Raw genomic sequence first — 22451 nt, 5'->3', positions numbered from 1 at the left:
ATCGGAAGAAATTAGATCATTTCTATCATAGCGAGGACTCGCCCACAATGTGCGCCAAGACCGGTGTCGAGCATGACGCCATCCGTTCCCTGAAACCGGATCCGCCTGGAAAGCACTATCGATGCGCCTCACTCATTCCCGTAAAAACCAAATGGCATTGGCCGCCGTCTGCCTGGCCGCCCTGATGTTCGGCCTGGAGATTTCCAGTGTGCCGGTCATACTGCCCACCCTCGAGCGCGTGCTGCACGGCGACTTCAGGGACATGCAATGGATCATGAATGCCTACACCATCGCCTGCACCACGGTGCTGATGGCGGCCGGCACATTGGCCGACCGCTTTGGCCGCAAGCGCGTGTTCATCCTCGGCGTTGCCTTGTTCGGCATCGCCTCCCTGATCTGTGGCCTGGCGCAAAGCGCTTCCGTCCTGATCGCCAGCCGGTTTCTCCAGGGCATGGCCGGCGGCGCTATGCTGATCTGCCTGGTGGCGATCCTGTCGCATCAATTCCAGGAGGGCAAGGAACGCAGCAAGGCCTTTGGCGCTTGGGGCATCGTGTTCGGGATCGGCCTGGGTTTCGGGCCGATCGTCGGCGGCATGATCGTTGCCGTATCCGGCTGGCAATGGGTGTTCCTGGTTCACGTGCTGCTTGCCATCCTGACCCTGGCGCTGGTATTCGCCGGCGTGGAAGAGTCACGCGATCCGCAGGCGGGCAAGCTCGATATCGCGGGCGTCGTCACGCTGTCGCTGGCCGTTTTCGGCTTGGCTTATCTGATCACGCAGGGAGCGGAAGCCGGCATTTCCCGCGCCGCCGCGATCGGCATGATGGCCGTGACGGCAGCCAGCTTCGTGGCTTTCCTGCTAGCGGAAAAATTCAGTGCGCATCCGATGTTCGATGTTTCGGTCTTCCACAGCCGGGACTTCTCCGGTGCGCTGCTTGGCTCCATGGGCATGAACTTCAGCTTCTGGCCGTTCATGATCTACCTGCCGCTTTATTTCCACGGCGGCCTGGGCTACGGCAGCGTGGCCGCCGGTTTGTCCTTGCTGGCTTATACGCTGCCCACGCTGTTGTTTCCGCCGCTGGGAGAGCGCCTTGCGCTGCGGTACCGGCCCGGCGTGGTCATTCCCCTGGGCTTGTTCACGATCGGGCTGGGCTTCATGCTCATGAAGCTCGGCAGCAGCCTGGCGCAGGCAAGCTGGTTGACCTTGCTCCCGGGTTCGCTGCTGGCCGGCATCGGCCTGGGCATCACCAACACGCCGGTGACCAATACCACCACCGCTTCGGTTCCCAGCAGCCGCGCCGGCATGGCGTCCGGCATCGACATGAGCGCGCGGATGATCTCGCTGGCGATCAATATCGCGTTGATGGGATGCATCCTGGTCGCGGGCATCTCGTCGTATCTGAAGCGAGCCTTTCCGGGGGCGTTCGATACGTTGCAGTTGCGCGCGCTGGCGCAGCACATTGCTGCGGGCAACATGGATTCACTCGGGGACGCCTTTGCACAACTGCCCGCGCTGGACGCGTCCGGCGCCGCACTGCATGCGGCGCTCGTTCATGGCTTTGGCTGGGTGATGGTGTATGGCGGGATCGGCGCCTGGGTGCTGGCCTTGCTCAGCCTGATCGTGTTCGCGCCCGGCAAACGAGGGCTAGAAGGGCAGCAGGAGCGCCAGCCAGTTGCCGATCCCGCCTGCCGCTCCGCCTAGAAGTCCATGGTCATCGCCACCTTGAAGGTGCGCGGCGCGCCCTGCGTCCGCTAGCCGCCGCAGGTGCTTGACCGGGCCGTCTCGGGCGCGCCTCGGCGCGCACATTCGCCGATTGGTCCAGCACATGCCAAAGATTCTTTAGCATCGGGATCGCCTTGAGGTTTTACCAGGGTCCGCCAGGTTCGCGAGATTGTTCAGGAGTCGAGGGAGCCTCGCCGCCGGATCGCTGCGCCTTGCGCGCCTCGCGCCCGCTGCATGGCATTCGCGCGCCGCACCATTGGCGATTCGACCGGATGGTGCGCCGTCGGTTTCGGCATTGGCGCGACGCAGCATGGATTTATTGCATGGATTTGTTGCAGTGCGATAGAGGCAAACTACCGGAAATCGGGATCGAAAGTCGCTGCTTAATAGGGCGATTCAATTGGCGAGCCTGCGCCTGCGTGCCTAGATTTAGGTTCCAGGCAACAAAACGGCAACGGACGAGGTGACTCATGCGGCGTGATGCAAAGACCCGGTCGGAGTTGATGGCCATCCTGAACCAGTTCCTAAACAACAATCCCGAGTGCGGCGAGTGCGAATTGCACGCCATGCGCGTTCACCAGCCCGACCATACCGGTTGCAACTGGAGCGCGGAAGTCGATTTCCCGCGCGAGGAGGAGGACCATTTGCCAACCCGGCTGGCAGCGGCCAAGTCCATCATCGTCGTGATGCGAGAGCAGTACAACATGCTGCAATAGTTGGAATAGCTGCAACGGGATCAGGGCAGGACAGGTTTTCCGGGCCGGCGGAACTGCAGCACAAGCCGGTCAAACAAAACGGGGCTCCAGGAGCCCCGTTTTCATTGGGCGGCGGCCGGCAAGCCGGCCGCGCCGCAGGATCAGCGCGCCGCGCTGGCGTTGGCTTCCGCCACCGCTACCGCGGTCATGTTGACGATGCGGCGGGTGGTAGCTTGCGGGTTGAGGATGTGCACCGGCTTGGCCGCGCCCAGCAGGATCGGGCCAATGGTGACGCCTTGCCCGCCCGTGATCTTGAGCAGGTTGAAGGCGATATTGGCCGCGTCCAGCGTCGGCATGACCAGCAGGTTGGCGCTGCCGGCCAGCTTGGTGCCCGGCAGGAAGTGACGGCGCACGTCCTCGACCAGGGCGGCGTCGCCCTGCATCTCGCCTTCCACTTCCAGGTGCGGTGCCTCGCGGGCCAGGATCTCCTGGGCCGCACGCATCTTCTTGGCCGATGGGCGGTTCGACGAGCCGAACATCGAGTGCGACATCAGCGCCACCTTCGGGTGCTGGCCGAAACGCGCGATTTCCTCGGCGGCCAGCTGCGTGATGGCGGCGAGTTCCTCAGCGGTGGGATCGTCGTTGACGAAGGTGTCGGTGATGAACAGCGTGTACTTCTCGAGCATCAGCGCGTTCATCGCGGCGAACACCTTGGCGCCCGGCGCCAGGCCGATCACGTCCTGCACGTGCTCCAGGTGGGCTTCGAAGCGGCCCACGGTGCCGCACAGCAGCGCGTCGGCGTCGCCCATATGCATCAGCATGGTGCCGATCAGCGTATTGGAGCGGCGCAGCGCCACCTTGGCCATGTCAGGCGTGACGCCGTCGCGGCCGCGCAGCGCATGGTAGGCCTCGTGGTAGGCACGGTAGCGCGGGTCGTCTTCCGGGTTGATCAGCTCGAAGTCCGTCCCGGCCTTCAGGCGCAGGCCGGCCTTGTCGATGCGCATCTGGATCACGTGCGGGCGTCCGATCAGGATCGGACGGGCCAGGCCTTCGTCCACCACGGTCTGCACCGCACGCAGCACGCGCTCCTCTTCGCCCTCGGCATAGACCACGCGCTTGGGCGCGGCCTTGGCTGCCGTGAACACCGGCTTCATGATCAGGCCGGTGTGGTAGACGTACTGGGTGAGCTGCTGGCGGTAGGCTTCCAGGTCCTTGATCGGACGGGTTGCCACGCCGGACTCTTCAGCGGCCTTGGCCACCGCCGGCGCGATCTTCTCGATCAGGCGCTGGTCGAACGGGGTCGGGATGATGTAGTCGGGGCCGAACTTCAGCTCCTGGCCACCGTAGGCGGCGGCAACGGCGTCGTTCAGCTCGGCTTCGGCCAGGTCGGCGATGGCCTTGACGCAGGCCAGCTTCATGGCTTCCGTGATCTTGGTGGCGCCGCAATCGAGCGCGCCACGGAAGATGTACGGGAAGCACAGCACGTTGTTGACCTGGTTCGGGTAGTCCGAGCGGCCGGTGGCGATGATGCAGTCCGGGCGCGCGGCCTTGGCCACTTCCGGGCGGATTTCCGGTTCCGGGTTGGCCAGCGCCAGGATGATGGGCTTGTCGGCCATGGTCTTGACCATCTCGGCGGTCAGCACGCCGGCGGTCGAGCAGCCCAGGAACACGTCGGCGCCGTTGACGATGTCGGCCAGGGTGCGGTTGGCGGTTTCCTGCGCGTAGCGGGCCTTGTTGGGCTCCATGCTGGCGTCGCGGCCCACATAGATCACGCCCTTGGAGTCCACCACCGAGATGTTCGAGCGGGTCACGCCCAGGCCCACCATGGTGTCCAGGCAGGCGATGGCCGCGGCGCCGGCGCCGGAAACCGCCAGCTTGACCTTGGCGATGTCCTTGCCGACCACCTTCAGGCCGTTGAGCAGCGCCGCGCCCGAGATGATGGCGGTGCCGTGCTGGTCATCGTGGAACACGGGGATGTTCATGCGCTCGCGCAGCTTCTTCTCGATGTAGAAGCATTCGGGCGCCTTGATGTCTTCAAGGTTCACGCCGCCGATCGTCGGCTCCAGCGCGGCCACGATCTCGACGATCTTGTCCGGGTCGTGCGCATCGAGCTCGATGTCGAACACGTCGATGCCGGCAAACTTCTTGAACAGGCAGCCCTTGCCCTCCATCACCGGCTTGCCGGCCAGAGGACCGATGTCGCCCATGCCGAGCACGGCGGTACCGTTGGTGATCACTGCCACCAGGTTGCCACGCGAGGTGTACTCGGCGGCCATCGCGGGATCCTTGGCGATCTCCTCGCAGGCGTAGGCCACGCCCGGGGAGTAGGCCAGGGACAGGTCGCGCTGGTTGGACAGCGCCTTGGTCGCGTTTACCTGGATCTTGCCCTTGGTCGGGCTGCGGTGGTATTCCAGCGCGGCCAGGCGCAATTGCGCTTCAGGACTGTTGGGGGCATGTTGCGGTGCATCACCGCCGGTCTTGCTGGTCATTATGCTCGTCCAGGAAGTGGCCCAGCCAGTGCCCGCCAAGGCCGCGCCGGTCGTATCCGGCGTGCTTGCCGGAATCTTCCATTGCAGCTTTCAAAGACGGGCTCCGGCGGCTCGGGCCGAAAAATCGAGCCGTCATTCTAGCTCACCCAAGCCCGGCGCGAAGCCCCTCCCACGGGTGCATCCAGGGTTTTAAGGCTTTTCGCCGGGCAATTCAGTTTTTACCGCCGCACAGACAATGCCTCGCCTGTTGCTGTTTGCTTGCTACCTGCTACTTGTCATTCGGGTCCAGCGGCAATGTCACCCGCCTCGGCCGGCCGCTCTCCGCCGCCGGGAACTGCACGAAGGCGCTGCGGATCAGGTAGGGCATCGCCGCCTGCAGGGACGAACCCTCGCCTCGGTGATTCGCCGTGACCTGGTAGACCCGGCGCCCGGTGGCGGCATCCTTGAAGAATACGCGCAGCGTGGACTGGGTGACAGGCACATCGCGCACCGTGGTCACCGGCGGCCAGTAGCCCGGGCCGCCCCAGCCGTACGGGCCCCAGGGGCGGTAGTAAGGCCCCCAGTATGGGCCGGGATAAAAGCCGGGTGACCACGGGTCGACGTAATTGGTCTCCTGGATCCGCATCAGCCGCGCGTTGCTGTCGTACTCCATGTTGACCAGGTAGTGCGCCTGCGGCCGGGCCACCTGCTCGAAGCCGACCCCGGAGAGCGCCTGCGCCAGCCACTGCTCATAGGTCTGGTCCTCGAGCTGCGCCTCCTGGCCGCTGGTCCGATCGAACGCATACGTGCGCGGCGGATCGTTCTGCCAGTTGCCCTGGCGGAACGCCGTCACCTCCGTGGTGACGGTGCTGGCGCAGCCGGACAGCAGCGCCGCGCCGAGCAGCGCCGCGCTCAGCATCAGCCGGCTGCCGCGCAAGCCTTCGCCGGCTATCCGGCCCCAGCCCTGACCAAGCTTCGCCAGCTTCCACAGCTTCGCCAGCCATTGTTTTGGCATCTTGCCCCTCATCGATTCGTTGTCCATTGTGTGACTCAGACCGTGCCGGGCGCTCGGAATTCCGGCGCGATCCGCCACCAGCACCGCGCGCCCGAGCCGGGGCGCCCGCGCTTGGCTACAATGGGTTCTTCAGTGCCGTGGCACGCGACCCCGGCAGCGGCTTCCCGCCCTGCCCCCTGCCGTGACCATGGCGACCATGCCGCCCCAAGTGGCCCTCAGAGGACAGGATCCCTTCATGCTGCGCACCGACACGCCCGTTACCGTCCATCGCAAAGACTATACTCCGCCGGCCTTCGCCTTTGAGCACGTCGACCTCAACCTCGAGCTCGATCCGGCGCGCACGGTGGTCACCAATACCCTGCGCTTCACGCGCCGGGCACCCGGCCCGCTGGTGCTGGCCGGCGAGGCACTGGAGCTGGTCGGGGTCCGCCTCGACGGCAAGCCGCTGGAAGGCGCGCAGCAGGCGCCCGGCAGCCTGACCCTGCCCGAGCTGCCCGCGCACGGCACCCTGGAAATCGTCACCGCCTGCCAGCCGGCCGCCAACACGTCGCTGTCCGGCCTCTACGTCTCCAACGGCAACTTCTTCACCCAGTGCGAAGCCGAGGGCTTCCGCAAGATCACCTATTACCTGGACCGCCCCGACGTGATGTCGACCTTCCGGGTCACGTTGCGCGCACAGCGCGCGGACTACCCGGTACTGCTGTCCAACGGCAACCTGATCAGCGAGCGCGAGCTGCCCGATGGCCGCCACGAAGCCGTCTGGGAAGACCCGTTCAAGAAGCCCGCCTACCTGTTCGCGCTCGTGGCCGGCAAGCTGGAATGCATCGAGGAGCGGATCCGGTCCGCCTCCGGCAAGGAAAACTGCTGCAGGTCTGGGTGGAGACGCAAGACCTGCCCAAGACGCGCCACGCCATGGATTCGCTGATCCACTCGATCCGCTGGGACGAGCAGCGCTTCGGCCTGGAGCTCGACCTGGACCGCTTCATGATCGTCGCCGTGGGCGACTTCAACATGGGCGCGATGGAGAACAAGGGCCTCAACATCTTCAACACCAAGTACGTGCTGGCCAACGCCGAGACCGCCACCGATGCCGACTTTGGCAATATCGAATCCGTGGTCGGGCATGAGTACTTCCACAACTGGACCGGCAATCGCGTGACCTGCCGCGACTGGTTCCAGCTCTCGCTCAAGGAAGGCCTGACGGTGTTCCGCGACCAGGAATTCTCGGCCGACATGATGGGCTCCGAATCCGGGCGCGCGGTCAAGCGCATCGAGGACGTGCGCATGCTGCGCCAGGTGCAGTTCCCCGAGGACGCCGGCCCCATGGCGCATCCGGTGCGCCCCGACAGCTACGAGGAGATCAACAACTTCTACACCCTGACGGTGTACGAGAAGGGCGCCGAGGTCGTGCGCATGTACCAGACCCTGCTGGGCCGGGACGGTTTCCGCAAGGGCATGGACCTGTACTTCCAGCGCCACGATGGCCAGGCTGTCACCTGCGACGACTTCCGCGCCGCCATGGCTGACGCCAACGGCCGCGACCTGACCCAGTTCGGACGCTGGTACAGCCAGGCCGGCACGCCGGTGGTGGCGGTGCGCACCGCGTGGGACGCCGCCACCGGCACGCTGGCGCTGACGCTGTCGCAAAGCTGCCCCAAGGTCGGCATCGAAACGCACCCCGGCACGCCGGACAAGCTGCCCTTCCATATTCCCTTTGCGCTGGGCCTGATCGATGCCAGCGGCGCCGACCTGCCGCTGCAGCTCGAGGGCGAAAGCCAGCCCGGCGCCACCACGCGCGTGCTGGACTTCACCGAGGCCGAGCAGACCTTCCGCTTCATCAACCTGCCGCGCGGCGCCGAGCCGCCGCTGGCCTCTCTGCTGCGCGACTTCTCCGCGCCGGTCATCATTGACGCCGAGTACAGCGAGGCGCAGCTGACCTTCCTGCTGGCGCACGACAGCGATCCGTTCAACCGCTGGGAAGCCGGCCAGCGCCTGACCACGCGCGCGCTGCTGCAACTGGTGGCCCAGAGCCAGGCCGGCCGCGAGCTCCAGCTCGAGCCGGCGCTGGTGGCCGCGCTGCGCACCGTGCTCAACGACCAGCAGCTCAGTCCCGCCTTCCGCGAACAGGCACTGACATTGCCGGCCGAAGCGTATCTCGCCGAGCGCATGGGCGTGGCCGATCCGGCCGCCATCCACCGCGCCCGCCAGTTCATGCGCGAGGCGCTGGCGCGCGCGCTCAAGGCCGACTGGCTGGCCGCCTTCGAAGCCAATGCCACGCCGGGCGCCTACAGCCCGGATGCCGTGTCCGGCGGCAAGCGCGCGCTGCGCAACCTGGCGCTGGGCTACCTGGCCGACAGCGGCGACGCCGCCATGCAGGCGCTGGCCGAAGCGCAATACAAGGCCGCCGACAACATGACGGACCGCTTCACCGCGCTCGGCGCGATGGTCAATACCTTTGCCCCGGGGCGCGAAGCCGCGCTGGCCGACTTCTACCAGCGCTTCGAGCAAGACCCGCTGGTGATCGACAAATGGTTCTCGCTGCAAGGCACGCAGCGCGGCACCGTGGGGCCGCAAGGCGCCGGCCACGCAGGCAAGCGCACCATCGACACCGTGCGCGCGCTGATGCAGCACCCCGCCTTCAACCTGCGCAACCCCAACCGCGCGCGCTCGCTGATCTTCAGCTTCTGCGCGGCCAACCCGGCCCAGTTCCATGCCGAGGATGGCTCGGGCTACGCCTTCTGGGCCGAGCAGGTGCTGGCGCTGGACGCCATCAACCCGCAGGTGGCCTCGCGCCTGGCGCGGGTGATGGACCGCTGGCAGAAGTACGCGCTGCCGCTGCGCGACCGCATGCGCGCCGCGCTGGAACAGGTGGCGGCGGCCAGCGACCTGTCCCGCGATGTGCGCGAGATCGTGAGCAAGGCGCTGGCGCCGTAAGTCGGCGCCAGGCAGGCCGGAGCGGGGCCGGCAGCACCGCGCGCCGGCCCCGCCGACAGCACCCCACCGGCCGGTGGCAATGGCCTGCCAGGCTGGCGCCCATGTAGAATTGCGGCCATCCAAGGAGAATCCCCATGAGTCGCATCAGCCTCACCCGCTACCTGGTCGAGGAGCAGCGCCAGCACAACACGATCGAGCCCGAACTGCGGCTCCTGATCGAAGTGGTGGCGCGCGCCTGCAAGGCCATTTCCAACTCTGTCAGCAAGGGCGCCCTCGCCGGCATCCTCGGCTCGGCCGGCACCGGCAACGTGCAAGGCGAGACCCAGCAAAAGCTGGACGTGATCGCCAACGAAGTCCTGCTCGACGCCAATGAATGGGGCGGCCACCTCGCCGCCATGGCGTCCGAGGAAATGGACAGCATCTACGAGATCCCGAACCGCTATCCCAAGGGCGAATACCTGCTGCTGTTCGATCCGCTCGACGGCTCTTCCAACATCGACGTGAACGTGTCGATCGGCACCATCTTCTCCGTGCTGCACATGCCCAAGCCGGGCCAGGCCGTGACCGAGGCCGACTTCATGCAGGCCGGTAGCCGCCAGGTCGCCGCCGGCTACGCCGTGTACGGCCCGCAGACCACGCTGGTGCTGACCGTCGGCAACGGCGTGCACATGTTCACGCTGGACCGCGAGGCCGGCAGCTTTGTGCTGACGCAATCCGACGTGACGATCCCGGAAGACACCAAGGAATTCGCGATCAACATGTCCAACATGCGCCACTGGGCCCCGCCCGTGCGCCGCTATATCGACGAATGCCTGGCCGGCGACGAAGGCCCGCGCGGCAAGAACTTCAACATGCGCTGGATCGCCTCGATGGTGGCCGACGTGCACCGCATCCTCACGCGCGGCGGCATCTTCATGTACCCGTGGGACAAGCGCGAGCCGGAGAAACCCGGCAAGCTGCGCCTGATGTACGAAGCCAACCCGATGGCGATGCTGGTCGAGCAAGCCGGCGGCGCCGCCACCAACGGCCATGAGCGCATCCTCGACATCCAGCCTGAGAAGCTGCACCAGCGCGTGTCGGTGATCCTCGGCTCGAAGAACGAAGTGGAACGCGCGACCCGTTATCACCAGGAAGACAAGCCGGCCGCCTGATCGCCGGCGGCTTCATCGCACCTGAAGAAGTGCAACGCCGCGGCGCTAGTGTCCTGCGTCAGAAATTCGTAGACAAAATCGCCTGATGCTGGCGAGGATGTCATCGGCGGACTTCGTCCACGCGAAAGGCGTGGGGTTGGCGTTGTTCAGGTCAAGGTATTGATGGATGGCTTGCTCAAGTTGTCGGGTTGAGCGATGCGTGCCGCGGCGGATGTATTGTTCTGTGATGGTTGCAAACCAGCGTTCCACCTGATTGATCCATGAGGCGGAGGTCGGTGTGAAATGAACATGGAAGCGCGGATGGCGAGCGAACCAAGCCTTGATCGACGGCGTCTTGTGCGTGCCGTAGTTATCCATGACGAGATGCACATCGAGCATGGGTGGCACGTTGGCTTCGATCGTGCGTAGAAACTGCAGGAACTCACTGCTGCGATGTCTGCGATGCAATTCACCGATAACTTTTCCAGTGGCGATGTCCAGCGCGGCGAACAACGTTGTCGTGCCATGGCGCATGTAGTCGTGCGTGCGTCGCTCGGGGATACCTGGCGCCAGCGGCAGCATGGGTTGCGTGCGGTCCAGTGCCTGAATCTGGCTCTTCTCGTCAACGCACAACACCATGGCCTTGAGCGGTGGGTCGAGGTACAACCCCACGATATCGCGCACCTTCTCCACGAACAATGGGTCGGTGGAGAGCTTGAAGGTCTCCTGTCGATGAGGCTGCAGTCCAAAGGCACGCCAGATCCGCGTCACGGTCGACGGCGATAGATTCGCCGCGCGAGCCATACTGCGCGTGCTCCAGTGGGTGGCAGCGGCTGGCACGGATTCGAGCGTCTTGGCAATAATCGCATCCACCTGTGCATCACCGATGGTCCTCGGTGCCCCTGGTCGCGGCGCATCGAGCAGTCCATCGAGCCGATGCGCCACGAAGCGCGCACGCCATTTCGATACGGTTTGCTGAGTGACACGCTGCTTTGCCGCGACGCTCTTGTTGTCCAAGCCTTCAGCGCTAGCCAGCACAATGCGCGCTCGTAAGGCCAAAGCCTGTGCGGTCTTGCGCCGCATCGTCAGCGCCTTGAGTTGCTCACGTTCGACCTCACTCAACACAAGTTCCGCCTTTGGTCTTCCTCTCATCACCGTCTCGCCGTTTGCGTGCCTTCAACGCAGACTACTACGTGGTGCTAATAATGCAAGGAACTTCTGACGCAGGACACTAGCCGATAGCAAGATATGTTGAAAAATTTGGGGGCAGTCCTGGTGACTGCCCCCATTTTTACTGGTGTCCGATCCGGGGCGTGGATCCGACGACGCTTCACGGGACTATTTGCCCTGCCTTGCTTCCAGCTCGCGAATCAGCGCACGGGCCTCGTCGCCTTCCGGTATAGGCTTGCCGCTATCGCGCCATTGCACCGCCGCCTTGAATCCCTCGACTTGCGCGTACCGGCGAAACCAGAGTCCCTCCGGGTTGTGCCGTGTAATGCCGTCGAACATGGTCGCCATCATCTGCGATTGCTCCAGCCCCATTGTCAGCATGACTTGATTGACCACCAGCTTGTGCATGGCAAGGTGGCTGCGCGGAACGCCGGCAATCCGGTTGGCAAGCTTGAGCGTCGTCGCCTCTAGTTCACCGATGGGAACGACCTCATTGGCAAGGCCCCAGGCAGCGGCAGTCTGCCCGTCGATCGTGTCTCCGGTGAACATCAACTGCTTGGCGCGCGCAGGGCCCAGCCGATAGGTCCACATCGCCGTGGTCGGACAGCCCCAGACGCGCGTCGGCATGTAACCGATTCGCGCATCCTCGGCCATCACCAGCAGGTCACAGCTCAAGGCGATGTCGCTGCCGCCGGCAACCGCATAGCCATGGACCTTGGCAATCGTAGGCTTGCTGCAGCGCCACAGACTCATGAAGTCTTCGGTGTTGCGCTTCATGTATGCGTAGTCGACCATGGGATCCCAAGGATACGTCTCTTGCTGGCATGGGTGCTCGATAGTCTGCTCCGCGGTGTCGGCCAGGTCGTAGCCGCCGCAGAACCCTTTGCCGGCACCTTCCACCACGATAACGTGGACGTCGTCATTGGCTTGCGCCCATTCGACGGCGGCTCGAATCTCTCGTGGCGTCTCCCCGTTGATCGCGTTTAGCCGCTCCGGCCGATTGAGGAGCAGGCGCGCGACGCGTGGCGATTGCGGATCCTGCTCGATCGTCAATGTAGAAAAATCTGGCATCTTGAAGTTCCGTTGTTGCGTCGTGGAAGAGGATGAGATTTCTGACCGTCATGACTGACTGTAGGGAACGCTCTATTGACAGTCAACACTGACTGTCAATAGACTATACACCATGATCGAAACGAAAAATGAATCCCCCGCCGGCGAAAAACCGACCCGTCGCGAAGAATCGCGGATGGCAACGCGGGCACTCCTTCTCGATGCCGCCGTGTCATCGTTGATCGACATTGGCGTGGCGCGCACCACGACACTGGAAGTCCAGCGGCGTGCCGGCGTGAGCCGCGGCGCGCTGCTTCACCACTTCCCAAGCCACGCCGAATTGCTCTCGGCAACGATCGAGGAACTGGTGCGCCGCAATGAGTCCTCGGTGCGTCAGACGCGCGCCCGGCTCACAGGCCGGTCAGACCCGGTCGAGCGTGCCATCCAGACCCTGGCTGCGACGGTCTCGCAGCCTTCATACATGGCCGAACTCGAGCTTTGGGCGGTTGCACGCACCGATCCGGATCTTCGTGCTGCACTCGTGGCTGCCGAGCGCCCCGCGCGCAAGGAGAACGAGCGTGTCGTCGCCGAAGTCTTCGCCCAGGTTAGCGACCGGCCGGGGTACGCACCCGTAGTGGCAATAAGCCTCGAGTTTCTCCGTGGCCTTGCGATTTCCGGCGTGCTTCGCCGCAGCCCTGCGCGACGACAGCAGCTAATCAGCCAATGGACATGGGCCGCAAGGCTTCTGCTTGAACAGGAATTCCCGGTGGATAGCTGACACCCGCGACCGCTGCTTGCTTCTGGAGCCACAATGACACGACAGCACGCATCACTGACTCACTCCTCTTGGCCCGCCGACAAGACGCGCGAAGTGCTTGCTGCTTCGACTGGCGAAGCCTTGCGCCGGGCGGCGAGCGCGGAGCCACGCCGAGCGGCGCTCGTCGAGGTCGTGCCGGAGGGCGCATACGCCCTCCATAGTTTCTACAAGGTCCTTTCGCAGAGAATCCCACATGAAACCGACCAAAGCATGTCCTGTCGTGCTAAGAACAGCGCAGAAGCGCCTTGAGATCCTGGCAGTTGAGCATCCTCTGGCCGGTCTTCACCTGGTTCATGATCTTCGTCACCCACTACCGCTTCCGCCGCCGATGGGTCGCCGCCGGCAAGCGCCCCTGGCCTTCCGCATGCGCGGCTTCCCCGTGCTCACGCTGCTGGGCCCCGGCATGTTGCTCGCCATCATGCTGACCACCCTGTTCACCGAAGCCTTCCGCATGACGCTGCTCACCGGCATCCCCTTCCTGGCGGCGCTCAGCGTGGCCTACCTGCTCTGGTTCCGCCAGCGCGCCGAAACCGCGCCACTAGCCGCCAACGACGCCGCCTGAATGACCGCGCCGCCACCTGGCGGCGCGCCTGCGGGGACTCCCGGCAAATTTTTTGCGCCGGGTCTTCCCAGTAAAAAAACGCTGCTATGATTGCGGGCTTCATCCAGTTGTCAACGGATGATGGGCCGAAGTAGCTCAGTCGGTAGAGCAGCTCATTCGTAATGAGAAGGTCGGGGGTTCGATTCCTCTCTTCGGCACCATAAGATTCAAGCACTTAGCCCAACCTGTCCGGTTGGGCTTTGTTGTTTCTGGACGTCATGTAGCCACCATGCAGCCATCGGTACAGGGTTTTCGATCCATGTAGCTAGTGGCCTGCGTCAGAAGTTCCTTGCATTATTGACACCACATAGTAGTCTGCGTTGAAGGCACGCAAACGGCGAGGCGGTGATGAGAGGAAGACCAAAGGCGGAACTCGTGTTGGATGAGGCCGAACGTGAGCAACTCAAGGCGCTGACGATGCGGCGCAAGACCGCACAGGCGTTGGCGTTACGCGCGCGCATTGTGCTGGCTAGCGCTGAAGGCTTGGACAACAAGACCGTCGCGGCAAAGCAGCGTGTCACTCAGCAAACCGTATCGAAATGGCGTGCGCGCTTCGTGGCGCATCGGCTCGATGGACTGCTTGATGCGCCGCGCCCAGGGGCACCGAGGTCCATCGATGATACACAGGTGGATGCGGTTATTGCCAAGACGCTCGAATCCGTGCCAGCCAACGCCACCCACTGGAGCACGCGCAGTATGGCTCGCGCGGCAAATCTATCTCCGTCGACCGTGACGCGTATCTGGCGTGCCTTTGGATTGCAGCCTCATCGACAGGAGACCTTCAAGCTCTCCACCGACCCATTGTTCGTGGAGAAGGTGCGCGATATCGTGGGGTTGTACCTCGACCCACCGCTCAAAGCCATGGTGTTGTGCGTTGACGAGAAGAGCCAGATTCAGGCACTGGACCGCACGCAACCCATGCTACCGCTGGCGCCAGGCATCCCCGAGCGACGCACGCACGACTACATGCGCCATGGCACGACAACGTTGTTCGCCGCGCTGGACATCGCCACTGGAAAAGTTATCGGTGAATTGCATCGCAGACATCGCTGCAGTGAGTTCCTGCAGTTTCTACGCACGATTGAAGCCAACGTGCCACCCAAGCTCGATGTGCATCTCGTCATGGACAACTACGGCACGCACAAGACGCCGTCGATCAAGGCTTGGTTCGCTCGCCATCCGCGCTTCCATGTTCATTTCACACCGACCTCCGCCTCATGGATCAATCAGGTGGAACGCTGGTTTGCAGCCATCACGGAACAATACATCCGCCGCGGCACGCATCGATCAACCCGACAACTTGAGCAAGCCATCCATCAATACCTCGACCTGAACAACGCCAACCCCACGCCTTTCGTGTGGACCAAGTCCGCCGATGACATCCTCGCCAGCATCAGGAGATTTTGTCTGCGAATTTCTGACGCAGGACACTAGGGCTACGCTGAAAAAGGTCAACGCCGTTGGGCGGTGAATCGTTAAATGCGGATGAAACAACAGACCCTTGCGATGGCGGCCGATCAAGGCGCCGGATTCGAACAGTACCGTCGGCCAACCAAACGTGATGTGTTCCTTGAGACGATGGAGCAGATCGTGCCGTGGACGCAGTTGTGCGAGGTTGTCGAGCCGCACTATCCGAAGGGTCAAGGCGGTCGCCCGCCAGTTGGTCTGGAGCGCATGCTGCGCATGCACTTTGTGCAGCACTGGTTCAACCTGGCGGATGAAGCGTGCGAGGAGGCGCTGCTGGACAGCACTGCATTGCGGCGATTCGTTGGGATTGACCTGGGGCGCGAGCGCGTTCCCGATGGCACGACGCTGTTGAAGTTTCGCCGGCTGCTGGAGCGCAACAAGCTCGGCGAGCAGTTGTTCGCCAAGGTCGGCGAAGTACTGCAAGGGCGGGGGCTGAAGGTTGGCACCGGCACGATCGTGGATGCCACCATCATCGGGGCGCCCAGTTCCACGAAGAATGCGGACAAGGCGCGAGACCCCGAAATGCATCAGACGAGGAAAGGCCAGCAGTGGTACTTCGGCATGAAGCTGCACATCGGCGTGGATAGCCAGACGGGACTGGCACACAGCGCGGTAGTGACGGCTGCGAACGTGCATGACAAGCATCCGCTGCCGGCTCTGCTGCACGGCGCCGAGCGGCGTGTGTACGGCGACAGCGCCTATGCGAGCCAGAAGGAACTCATTGCCAGCAAGGCACCGCACGCGAAGGACTTTACCAACCAGCGTGTGCGCAGGCGCAGTGGTGAAGTCGATGACGCCAGACGCTCGAAGAACCGCAACAAGTCGAAGATACGTGCGCGGGTCGAGCACGTCTTTGCGGTGGTCAAGCGGCTATGGGGTTTCGTCAAGGTGCGCTATCGCGGCCTGGCGAAGAACGCCACGCGCGCCTTCACAGCACTGGCGTTGAGCAACATCTACATGAGCCGCGAGCGGCTCATGGCACAGGTGCGTCCATGAGCGGCCAAAGTGGGTCGGGAGACCCGCTTACAAGGCCCTTCGGGGCAAGAAAATCGAACCAATCGCGTCGCTGATCTCGCATTCCGAAATTCAGCAGCAGGCCGTCGACGAAAACGGCGGCTTCTTCAGCGTAGCCCTAGCGCGTGGCCAGCCTCAAACCCGCCCCCCTTGAAGCGATCCCGTCGAATCTTAAGGGAAGCGATTGCCCTCGGATACGCTCGCCTGTTCATTTCATCGCGGATAGCGAAGTCGTACATCGGCTTCGAAGAAGCCATCCTTGCAGGAACATGCCGGCCCCATATTTTTCCGGATTCCTGCGCCGCCATTCCTTGGTACCATCCAGCCGCGGACTCGCACGTGTCAAGGTGCGCGCGTCGCTCCCTGCAATGCAATCCATGGAGATCATGCTGTGCAATACAAGAAGATGCTGGCAGCAGTGGCCTGCCTGATATCAGCGGCTTGCACGACGCCCGCGCCATCCGCCAGCCGACAGATGTCGACCTATGACAGCAACACCGAATACACGGTGGAGTATGTCGCGGACGGTTTCACCCTCATGGTCAACTATCGCTATCCGCAGTTCTTCGTGCGCTCCAGCGCGGCGGAGGCGGCATGCAAGTCAGCGTTGACCAGCGTGGCCAACAGCCTGGCCGAGCGCCGGCAACGGCAGCTCGAGCCGGTCAACGAGCAAAGCATCCAGGTCGCCACCAGCAGGACCGGGTCTGGCAAATTCGCCACCTGCTCTGCCTCCGCGCCGATAGCCTGGAAGCGCTGACACCGGGGCGACAGGCCCGTTTGGGACGGCACCCAGCTCATAGGTATGCGCACCCGCGGGCTGCCTGGAATGACGTCAACGCGTCGACGATGGAGCGCTGCAGATCCTGCGCTCCCGCCTGTCCTTGACCCTGGCCTCCTCGACGGTCTGCCATTGCATATTGCCTGGCTCGTCGGCACCGCAATTGCAAAGAGGAATGACGTGGTCGACAACGTAACCGGACTAAGGTCAGGCTGAGCGCCGCGGTGAAGGAGTGCGGCGAAAGTTCATGTCCTTGACGAAGGTCGGTGCGACACGCTACTGGCTGAGCCTGAATGAACCCGTAAGCGCGACACGGCTCAGCGGCCACGGCCACCTCCGCGGCCGCCGTGGCGTCCCCCGCCATGGCCACCGCCGCCGAAGAAAACCGCACCGCCATAAAATCCAGGCCACCAACCGTAGTTGTAGTAGGGGCCGGGGTAAGCGGGATAGTAAGGCTCATAGGGATAGGCGCTGTAGGCCGGGTAGCTGTAGCCATAGGCATCATAAGCGGGCACGACCACGCAGCCGGTCAGCAACAAGGCCGCACAGATTGTGAGGTTTCTGATACATGCGCTCATCGCGGCCTCCTGGTGCGTTTGACCAGTTAGACACGAATCTCCGTTGTCCATTCCGGGCGTGAGCCGGTCCAGCGCCTGCAGCAGGTATTTCGCCCGCCGCCCTTCCCTTCGGGATTTGACGGCGCCTGCCGACCTTGGGCAACAGTGGCAAAAGAATCACCCGCCATGGGGGTACCGCACGAATATGGGGGATGCAACGGGGTATGAATTGCATCCAGAACACCGGATTCCCGATAAATCGATCGCCATCCATCTTCACTCGCTCTCAGCGCAAGACGCTGGCAAAGCGGCCACCGCGTTCCCCGCACAGCCCGCGTTACGTAACGCGTAACACCACCGCGCCATCCCCCGCGCGGCGGCCCACGGCGCCGCCCTCGCCCCGCCCTAGCCAGATCGCCCGCAATCCCTTATCTGGCGCCGCTTCCAGCCTGATCGTACCCACCTCGCGCCACGACTGCGGCGCGCCGGCCAGCGCCATCGGCCATATGGCACGGCGATTGCGCTAGTCCTCGTCATTCACGCGCGAGCGAGCAGCGCCGCGTTGAATCCGGCCAAGCATGGTGCGCCCGTCCGGCAAGCGGGTGCGCACGAAGCAGGCCAGGCGAAGCACGACAACAACGACACGGCAGGCAACGCGTGCGCATCGACGGCACGGCGCCATGCCGCTGCTACGCGGGAAACCCTGTCGACTGCCCCATGCACCGACTGGGGCTTGCATGACGGGCAACGACGAATGGGGAATCAAATGACATCAGTTTTCAGCAGTGAAGAGTTGGACGCGTATTTCTCTTCGTACGCCGGCATGGAGGGAGGGAACATCGGCGCGGCTGTCTGGATATGCGACAAGGAGCCGCACCTGCTTGCGTCTTCGCCGGGTGCCTCGCTGGTACCGGTGCATGAGCCGCCTGCCTGGGACAGCGCATTCCGCGAGCGCCACCGGCACGACATGCCGCGCTGGCAAACGCACCAGCGCCTCGCCCGCATCATGGCGGCGACGCGCGCGGCAACGCTGCGTGAAACCATGCCGGGGCTGGACTGGCGCGGCTACTTCGACCAGTACCTTTACGCGCCGCACGGCTGGGAGTTCAAGCTCAACCTCTACCCCTGCCCAAGCCGCAGCAGATGGACCTCTCGCAGATCGAGGCCTTTCGTCGCAACCCGTGCCTCAGCCCGAGCTGGCGTTATGTGGAATTCTGCCGCCAGGGTGGGCGCTTCCGCTTTATCGCGGAGCAGCGCCGGCGCATGCGCCCCAAGGTGATTCTCTGCACTGGCAAGGCCGAGGAGGAGGAATTCCTGCTGGCGTTCGGTTTCCAGGGCGTGCCCTGCTCGGAGCATCACCTGCAGCCGGCGGACCTGATCAAGACGCTGCGCGTGTATTCGCACGAGGGCACCCACCTGGTCATCTGCCCGAAGGTGGGCGGGCCGACCGGCATCAACTCGGACACGCTGCTGGATGCGATGGGCGCCTTCCTGTCGGTCTGGCTCGACGTATCGGATTTTCCGGACGTGCGCGCGCAAGGCATGCGTGCGGAGCCATCCAATTGCACCGCGCACCCGGCCTGGCGTGCGATGGCGCACAGGCAGGCGAATTCGGCCAGCGCGTCTCCCGCATGACCCGAGCGCCGCGGCGCACCCCTGCCCGCATTGTCGAACGCGTGTTCGCCTGATCGCGCTATGTCCTGGGGCTGCCGCCTGGCAGCCGCCAGCGGTATCTAAACCCTCCCCTGCCTGCCTGCGCAAGCTCGCGGAACGTCACGTGTTACCGGGACGTTGACATCCGCTTGCCCTCCAATCCCCTCCATAGGCTTACGGCATTCGATTGATTGAATAGCCCGCGCCGAAGCACCAGGCTGGTAACACGACAAATATAACGCCGGCCCGCCAATCCAATTGGCCGCCGGGATCGATGACGAACCGGCCGCGCAGTACACGGCACGCGTTCGCACTTGCCACGCAACCGGGGAACACCATGCACACCGCCGCCACCTAGGGCCGCCGGCGCCACGCCGGACTCGCGCAGGATGGCTGCGCCCACGCGCCGATTCGCGTCGCGTCCAGCCAGCTCCCAGCCAAGACAATCGACAAGGAAGCGGCCATGGATGCTTATCCAGTTCCTGGCGCGGCGAGGTATCGCCTTTTTCCGCGCAAGCTCCTGATGGTGTTTGCGCTAGGCGCATCCCTGTGGGCCGTCACCGCCCGCGCGGATGACAGCACACCGCCAGACACGCCAGCAGATTCGGCGAAGGCTACGCCGACGCCCGCCTTCAGCCCGCAGGTCTGGCTGAACGCCGGGTTTTTCTCGTACCACTTCAATCATGCGGCGCACTACAACGCGGCCAACTGGGGCGTGGGCGCCGATGTCCGCGTCACCGAGGATTTCACCCTGTCCGCGGGCGAATACCGCAACAGCATGCGCCGCCACTCCACCTACGCCAGCGTCACCTGGCAGCCCTTGCATCTCGGCCCGGTGCGGATCGGCGGGACGGCGGGCGCGGTGCGCGGGTATCCGGATGTCAATCACGGTGGCTGGTCGCCGATGGCGGCGCCGGTGATCAGCATCGAGTACGGGCGCGTGGGTGCGAACCTGCTCTATGTGCCGACGATGCGGGGAAAGGTGGATGGCTGCATCTCTCTGCAGATCAAGATCCGGGTCTGGTAAGCGATTCCCGTGACGCAACGGCGGGAGGCAAGAAAGGACGGGCAAAAAAATAGCGCCACATGCGAGAGCATGCAGCGCTACGGAAAGAGGACCAAGGGATTAGGCCCTCATCGGGAATACCACCCCCGGGGAGAGAGCGGTATGTGGCTACTGTAGCGAGCGGACTCGCTTCGACCTATCAGCCATTTCCTAATGCATGCTGAGAAATTTCCGCAAATCCCTTCCGTCCCGGCTTATGGCTTGAACGTATCGCCCAGCACCACGCCTTCACGGCGCGGATCGGCCCCGCCGACCAGCGCCGTCGACCCGCCCACGGTGGTGCGGATGATGGCGCTCAGGCCGCTCGACTGCGCCGTCACGTTGACCACGTGGCCGAGCCCGCGCAGGCCCTTGACCAGCGGGTCGTTGTCGCCGGCCAGGCCGCCGGCCGGCTTGGTGGCATCCACGTTGGGATGCTCGCCACCGACCATCATGCCGCTGGCGGCGCTGTTCGAGCCACCGAAGTCGATCATCGACACGGCCTGCTGCGCGTCCATCTTCCAGTCCAGCACGCCCACCAGGGTCTTGGCTACGTACTGGATGATGCTGGCGCCGCCCGGCGAGCCGGTGGTCATGTAGAAGTCGCCGCGCGAACCGTCGGCGTTGCGCTTGAACACCAGCGTGGGCGCCATCGAGCTGCGCGGGCGCTTGCCCGGCTGCACGCGGTTAGCGATGGGCGTGCCGCCGGCATCGGCGGGGGCCGCGTTGAAGTCGGTCAGCTGGTTATTGAGCAGGAAGCCGTTGGTGAAGTGATACGAGCCGAGGCCCGCTTCGATGGTGGTGGTCATCGAGACGACGTTGCCGTACTTGTCGGTCAGCGACAGGTGCGTGGTGCCGTGCTCGTTGATGATCGACGGGGCGAGCGGCACGGCGCCGAGGTCGCCCGCGGCGACCGGCAGCGTCATGGAACCCACCGTGCTGATGAGGTCCGCCCGCTTGCGCAGGTAGGGCTTGTTCAGCATGCTCTCCCAGCTGCCGCCCGGCAGGCCGATGAAATCGGTGTCGGCCACGTACTTGTTGCGGTCGGCATAGGCCAGGTTGCCCGCCTCGGCCATCAGGTGGACGCCGAGCACGCTCGGGCGGCCGCCGTTCTTGTCCATGTTCGACGGCGCGTAGCGCGACATCTCGTAGTTCTCGAGAATGCCCATGATCTGCGCCACCGCGATGCCGCCGGAGGACGGCGGCGGCATGCCGCAGATCTCGTACTCGCGGTAGGTCGTGCAGACCGCCGTGCGCTTCTTGGCGACGTAGCTCTCCAGGTCGGCCACGGTGGTCACGCCTGGCGTGGCGGTCCCACCGTACGTGGTCTGGATCTTGTTGACGATTGCCTGGGCGATCGGGCCATTCTTGTAGAAGGCGTCGGCGCCGCCGGTGGCGACCGCGCTGAACACATTGGCCAGCGCCGGGTTCTTGATGATGGTGTTGACCGCGCGCGGGGTGCCGTCGGCGTTGAGGAAATATCCGGCCATCTCGGCATCGCGCTTGATGCTGGGGGCCGTGACCGGGTTGCTGACCGCCGAGGCGATCGCGGCAGCCATGCGGGGCGGAATCGGGAAACCATCGGTCGCCAGCTTGATGGCGGGAGAGAACAAGTCCTTCCAGGCCAGCTTGCCGTGCTCGCCGTGCGCCAGCTCCAGCACGCGCAGCGTGCCGGGCGTGCCGATGGAGCGGCCGCTGTGCGTCGGGTTGGGCGCCGGCAGGGTCTGGTCGGCGGCGGACTTCCATTGGATGTAGTTGCCGTCGGCGGCGGCCGGCGCCATCTCGCGCCCGTCGTAAGCGGTGACCTTCTTGGTGGCCGCGTCGTAGTACATGATGAAGGAGCCGCCGCCGATGCCGGACGATTGCGGCTCGACCAGGTTCAGCACCATCTGCGCCGCTACCGCGGCGTCCACCGCCGTGCCGCCGTTCTTCAGCACGTCGCAGGCGGCCTTGGTCGAGACCGGGTTGTTGGTCACCGCCATATAGGTCTTGGCGTAGACCGTGTTCTTCGGCGCATAGCCGGTGGCGATTTCCGGGGCGTTGGGGTCGCCCGGCAGCACCACGGCTTCGCCGCCGGTGGTGCCGTTCAGTTCGCAGCCCGCGACTACAGCGGGCGTGGTCGATGCCGGGGTGGTAGCAACGGGATCGTCGCCGCCGCAGGCACCCAGGGTCAGCGCCAGCGAAGCGAGCGCGATGGCGCTCAGCCGGGTCGGGGTGAAGCGGGTGGCGGCCGGATGCATAGGCGAGGTCACCGCTTCGTGAGCAGTCTTTGGCATGTTCTTCCTGTCTTATGTTGAGGCTTCAGAAAATCGACGCTTCCCTCGTCGATCGCCGCAA

The 22451-nt window shown here is 64.3% G+C and carries 15 protein-coding genes, 1 tRNA gene and 2 pseudogenes; 12 read left to right on the top strand and 6 right to left on the bottom strand.

Features of this window, described 5'->3' with window-relative positions:
* The first annotated feature begins 121 nt into the window (after positions 1–121).
* Complete coding sequence (locus tag OMK73_RS34570) at positions 122–1699, top strand: MFS transporter (RefSeq protein WP_267605952.1); 1578 nt, start codon at positions 122–124, stop codon at positions 1697–1699.
* A 491-nt stretch (positions 1700–2190) separates the two neighbouring features.
* Positions 2191–2436, top strand: a complete 246-nt coding sequence (locus tag OMK73_RS34565) for a hypothetical protein (RefSeq protein ID WP_043344643.1) — start codon at positions 2191–2193, stop codon at positions 2434–2436.
* Between the two features lie 140 nt (positions 2437–2576).
* Here OMK73_RS34565 and OMK73_RS34560 read toward each other — a convergent pair whose 3' ends face one another.
* Positions 2577–4904 (bottom strand): NADP-dependent malic enzyme, encoded by a 2328-nt coding sequence (locus OMK73_RS34560; RefSeq protein ID WP_267605951.1) that lies wholly within the window; start codon positions 4902–4904, stop codon positions 2577–2579.
* A 268-nt stretch (positions 4905–5172) separates the two neighbouring features.
* Entirely contained in the window at positions 5173–5802 is a 630-nt protein-coding gene (locus tag OMK73_RS34555) for a DUF4136 domain-containing protein (RefSeq protein ID WP_267606621.1), read from the bottom strand.
* 331 nt (positions 5803–6133) lie between these two features.
* Here OMK73_RS34555 and pepN point away from each other — a divergent pair.
* Together pepN and OMK73_RS34545 are read left to right on the top strand one after the other, a co-directional pair.
* Positions 6134–8832 (top strand): annotated as a pseudogene (gene pepN, locus OMK73_RS34550) (aminopeptidase N).
* 134 nt (positions 8833–8966) lie between these two features.
* Positions 8967–9983: a class 1 fructose-bisphosphatase gene (locus OMK73_RS34545; protein WP_267605950.1), complete on the top strand. Its 1017-nt coding sequence runs from the start codon at positions 8967–8969 to the stop codon at positions 9981–9983.
* A 45-nt stretch (positions 9984–10028) separates the two neighbouring features.
* On the opposite strand, the gene OMK73_RS34540 is transcribed toward OMK73_RS34545, so the two are convergent.
* Both OMK73_RS34540 and OMK73_RS34535 read right to left on the bottom strand, forming a co-directional pair.
* The gene (locus tag OMK73_RS34540; RefSeq protein ID WP_267605949.1) at positions 10029–11114 is read right to left on the bottom strand and encodes an IS630 family transposase; all 1086 of its coding nucleotides are present in this window, start codon (positions 11112–11114) and stop codon (positions 10029–10031) included.
* Positions 11115–11300: 186 nt separating this feature from the next.
* Positions 11301–12242, bottom strand: coding sequence for a crotonase/enoyl-CoA hydratase family protein (locus OMK73_RS34535; protein WP_267606620.1), 942 nt, complete (start codon positions 12240–12242; stop codon positions 11301–11303).
* A gap of 73 nt (positions 12243–12315) precedes the next feature.
* Here OMK73_RS34535 and OMK73_RS34530 point away from each other — a divergent pair, with 73 nt between their 5' ends.
* From OMK73_RS34530 to OMK73_RS34505, 6 genes and pseudogenes are all read left to right on the top strand, one after another.
* On the top strand, positions 12316–12960 hold the full coding sequence (locus OMK73_RS34530; RefSeq protein WP_267605948.1) for a TetR/AcrR family transcriptional regulator: 645 nt from the start codon (positions 12316–12318) through the stop codon (positions 12958–12960).
* 317 nt (positions 12961–13277) lie between these two features.
* Positions 13278–13561 (top strand): annotated as a pseudogene (locus tag OMK73_RS34525) (amino acid permease); the annotation flags it as partial.
* Between the two features lie 124 nt (positions 13562–13685).
* Positions 13686–13761, top strand: a tRNA-Thr gene (locus OMK73_RS34520).
* 187 nt (positions 13762–13948) lie between these two features.
* Entirely contained in the window at positions 13949–15034 is a 1086-nt protein-coding gene (locus tag OMK73_RS34515; RefSeq protein WP_267605947.1) for an IS630 family transposase, read from the top strand.
* 51 nt (positions 15035–15085) lie between these two features.
* Positions 15086–16063, top strand: a complete 978-nt coding sequence (locus OMK73_RS34510; protein WP_267600512.1) for an IS5 family transposase — start codon at positions 15086–15088, stop codon at positions 16061–16063.
* Between the two features lie 409 nt (positions 16064–16472).
* The gene (locus OMK73_RS34505) at positions 16473–16838 is read left to right on the top strand and encodes a hypothetical protein (protein ID WP_267605946.1); all 366 of its coding nucleotides are present in this window, start codon (positions 16473–16475) and stop codon (positions 16836–16838) included.
* A gap of 338 nt (positions 16839–17176) precedes the next feature.
* On the opposite strand, the gene OMK73_RS34500 is transcribed toward OMK73_RS34505, so the two are convergent.
* Positions 17177–17437, bottom strand: coding sequence for a hypothetical protein (locus tag OMK73_RS34500; RefSeq protein WP_267605945.1), 261 nt, complete (start codon positions 17435–17437; stop codon positions 17177–17179).
* A gap of 1122 nt (positions 17438–18559) precedes the next feature.
* On the opposite strand from OMK73_RS34500, the gene OMK73_RS34495 reads away from it, so the two are divergent.
* Positions 18560–19051, top strand: a complete 492-nt coding sequence (locus OMK73_RS34495) for a hypothetical protein (protein ID WP_267605944.1) — start codon at positions 18560–18562, stop codon at positions 19049–19051.
* A 481-nt stretch (positions 19052–19532) separates the two neighbouring features.
* Positions 19533–20096 carry a hypothetical protein gene (locus OMK73_RS34490; RefSeq protein WP_267605943.1) on the top strand — a complete coding sequence of 188 codons (564 nt, stop codon included), beginning with the start codon at positions 19533–19535 and terminating at the stop codon, positions 20094–20096.
* Between the two features lie 233 nt (positions 20097–20329).
* Here the strand turns inward: OMK73_RS34490 and OMK73_RS34485 are convergent, their stop codons facing one another.
* Positions 20330–22354 (bottom strand): gamma-glutamyltransferase family protein, encoded by a 2025-nt coding sequence (locus OMK73_RS34485; RefSeq protein ID WP_267606619.1) that lies wholly within the window; start codon positions 22352–22354, stop codon positions 20330–20332.
* Positions 22355–22451: the final 97 nt, after the last annotated feature.

Source organism: Cupriavidus sp. D39 (assembly GCF_026627925.1).
In the GTDB taxonomy this organism is placed as follows: Bacteria; Pseudomonadota; Gammaproteobacteria; order Burkholderiales; family Burkholderiaceae; genus Cupriavidus; species Cupriavidus ulmosensis.
This window is presented reverse-complemented; position numbering and strand designations above follow the sequence as displayed.

Excerpts from the sequence above, each read along its gene's own strand:
- OMK73_RS34495 (WP_267605944.1), top strand. The coding sequence starts at position 18,560 with ATGGACCTCTCGCAGATCGAGGCCTTTCGTCGCAACCCGTGCCTCAGC.
- OMK73_RS34560 (WP_267605951.1), bottom strand. The coding sequence starts at position 4,904 with ATGACCAGCAAGACCGGCGGTGATGCACCGCAACATGCCCCCAACAGT.
- OMK73_RS34530 (WP_267605948.1), top strand. The coding sequence starts at position 12,316 with ATGATCGAAACGAAAAATGAATCCCCCGCCGGCGAAAAACCGACCCGT.
- OMK73_RS34570 (WP_267605952.1), top strand. The coding sequence starts at position 122 with ATGCGCCTCACTCATTCCCGTAAAAACCAAATGGCATTGGCCGCCGTC.
- OMK73_RS34515 (WP_267605947.1), top strand. The coding sequence starts at position 13,949 with ATGAGAGGAAGACCAAAGGCGGAACTCGTGTTGGATGAGGCCGAACGT.
- OMK73_RS34555 (WP_267606621.1), bottom strand. The coding sequence starts at position 5,802 with ATGCTGAGCGCGGCGCTGCTCGGCGCGGCGCTGCTGTCCGGCTGCGCC.
- OMK73_RS34510 (WP_267600512.1), top strand. The coding sequence starts at position 15,086 with ATGAAACAACAGACCCTTGCGATGGCGGCCGATCAAGGCGCCGGATTC.
- OMK73_RS34540 (WP_267605949.1), bottom strand. The coding sequence starts at position 11,114 with ATGAGAGGAAGACCAAAGGCGGAACTTGTGTTGAGTGAGGTCGAACGT.
- OMK73_RS34565 (WP_043344643.1), top strand. The coding sequence starts at position 2,191 with ATGCGGCGTGATGCAAAGACCCGGTCGGAGTTGATGGCCATCCTGAAC.
- OMK73_RS34545 (WP_267605950.1), top strand. The coding sequence starts at position 8,967 with ATGAGTCGCATCAGCCTCACCCGCTACCTGGTCGAGGAGCAGCGCCAG.
- OMK73_RS34485 (WP_267606619.1), bottom strand. The coding sequence starts at position 22,354 with ATGCATCCGGCCGCCACCCGCTTCACCCCGACCCGGCTGAGCGCCATC.
- OMK73_RS34500 (WP_267605945.1), bottom strand. The coding sequence starts at position 17,437 with ATGAGCGCATGTATCAGAAACCTCACAATCTGTGCGGCCTTGTTGCTG.
- OMK73_RS34490 (WP_267605943.1), top strand. The coding sequence starts at position 19,533 with ATGGATGCTTATCCAGTTCCTGGCGCGGCGAGGTATCGCCTTTTTCCG.